Annotated in this window: 1 protein-coding gene and 1 pseudogene; one reads left to right on the top strand and one right to left on the bottom strand. The window is 72.3% G+C overall.

Annotated features, from left to right (window positions below; genetic code table 11):
* Nucleotides 1-451 (top strand): annotated as a pseudogene (locus tag G6021_RS09945) (hypothetical protein); the annotation flags it as partial.
* Nucleotides 452-482: 31 nt separating this feature from the next.
* Here the strand turns inward: G6021_RS09945 and G6021_RS09940 are convergent.
* Nucleotides 483-1,549 (bottom strand): LCP family protein (locus tag G6021_RS09940; RefSeq protein ID WP_241736508.1); only part of this gene is annotated, 1,067 nt, incomplete at its 5' end.

Raw genomic sequence — 1,549 nt, 5'->3', positions numbered from 1 at the left:
GGTGGCGGTGCTGGCCGGCTCGGCGGTGATCGGATTCCTCCTCACCCGCGGGGCTCTCTCCCCGACCGGTGAGGAGGCGGCGGACTGCGCCCCGGTCTCCGAACCCGGCCACGTGGTGGGCGACGGCCCGGGGTCGCTGGACTCGCCGTTGGGGACCGTGTTGGCCTTCGATCACGCCTACTACGTCGAGCGCTCGGCCGAGAAGGCGTTCGAGGCGGTCTCGCCGTCGAGCCGGATGACGCCGGACCGGCTGCGCGTCGAGGGGGTGGACCGGGTGCCCGAGGGCACCACCCACTGTGTGGACGCGCGGGAGCTGTCGCCCACGCTCCTCGAGGTGAGCCTCACCGAGTCCCCGCCCGATGCGGAGCCGGTGGTGATCCGGCAGCGTGTGCGGGTGGCGGAGAACCCCGACGGCACCTGGGGGATCGTCTCGATCACGCCCGCGGGATGACCAGCCGGTACCCGTGAGCCGGGGGGCGGGCTCAGGGGCCGGGGTCGAGGTACTCCTGGGCCGGGGTGCGGCCCGAGGCGACCGCGTCGAAGAACCCCGTGGTGCTCGGGCCCCACACGAGGTACGAGCCCACGGAACCGGAGGCCATGCCGTCGTAGGGGGCGGTCACGGTGAGCGGATCGCCCCTGAGCTTCCACATCACCGACGCGAGGTTCCAGATGTGGTCCCCGGAGTCGACCGTGACGGCCTCCGAGGCCGCGTCGACCAGTGACACCGCGGTGAACGGGTTGAGCAGGTTGCCCGGGGACATGGTCTCGCTCATGAGCGCGCCGAGGAACTGCCGCTGGTTGCGGACCCGCTGGAGGTCCTGCTCGGCGAACCCGTAGCGGGTGCGGACGAAGCCGAGGGCCTGCGGCCCCGCCAGGGTCTGGCAGCCGGCGGCCAGGTCGAGTCCGGCGAGCGGGTCGTTGATCGGCTCGTCGATGCAGATGTCCACGCCACCGACCGCGTCGACGATCCCGGAGAAGCCGCCGAACCCGATCTCCGCGTAGTGGTCGATCCGCATCCCGGTCTGCTGCTCGAGCGTGCGGGTCAGCAGCGCCGGACCGCCGAAGGTGTAGGCGGCGTTGAGCTTGTTCTGTCCGTAGTCCGGGATGTCGACCAGCAGGTCCCGCGGGAGCGAGATGAGCATGGTCCGGCCACTGTCCCGCGGCGTGTAGACCAGCATCATGGTGTCCGTGCGTTTGCCGCCGGCATCGGACTCCGACCCGGTGGACAGCTGGGCCTGCTGCTCCGGGGTGAGTCCCTCGCGGGAGTCGGTCCCCACCAGGAGGGTGATGCTGCCCGGGGTGTTGCCGCCCCGGCCGGGGTAGTCCGGCAGCGCGTCGATCCGCTGGAGCTTCGAGTCCGCCCACAGGACGCTCACCACGCCCAGCGTCAGGATCACCACGAGCACCAGACCCAGGATCCGCATCGGCCCGAGGCGCCGTCTACCGGGTGCCCGGCGGGAGCGGCGATCGCGTGTGGACCCGTACCCGGCCCGCGACGGCCGACCGGACCGGACACCGCGCGGGTCGACCGGTTGCCTGCGGGGGTCCC

The sequence above is a fragment of the Dietzia sp. CW19 genome, from assembly GCF_014145265.1.
GTDB classification, from domain to species: Bacteria; Actinomycetota; Actinomycetes; order Mycobacteriales; family Mycobacteriaceae; genus Dietzia; species Dietzia natronolimnaea.
Note: the sequence above shows the minus strand (reverse complement) of the source record. Positions and strands in the feature narration are given on the sequence as shown.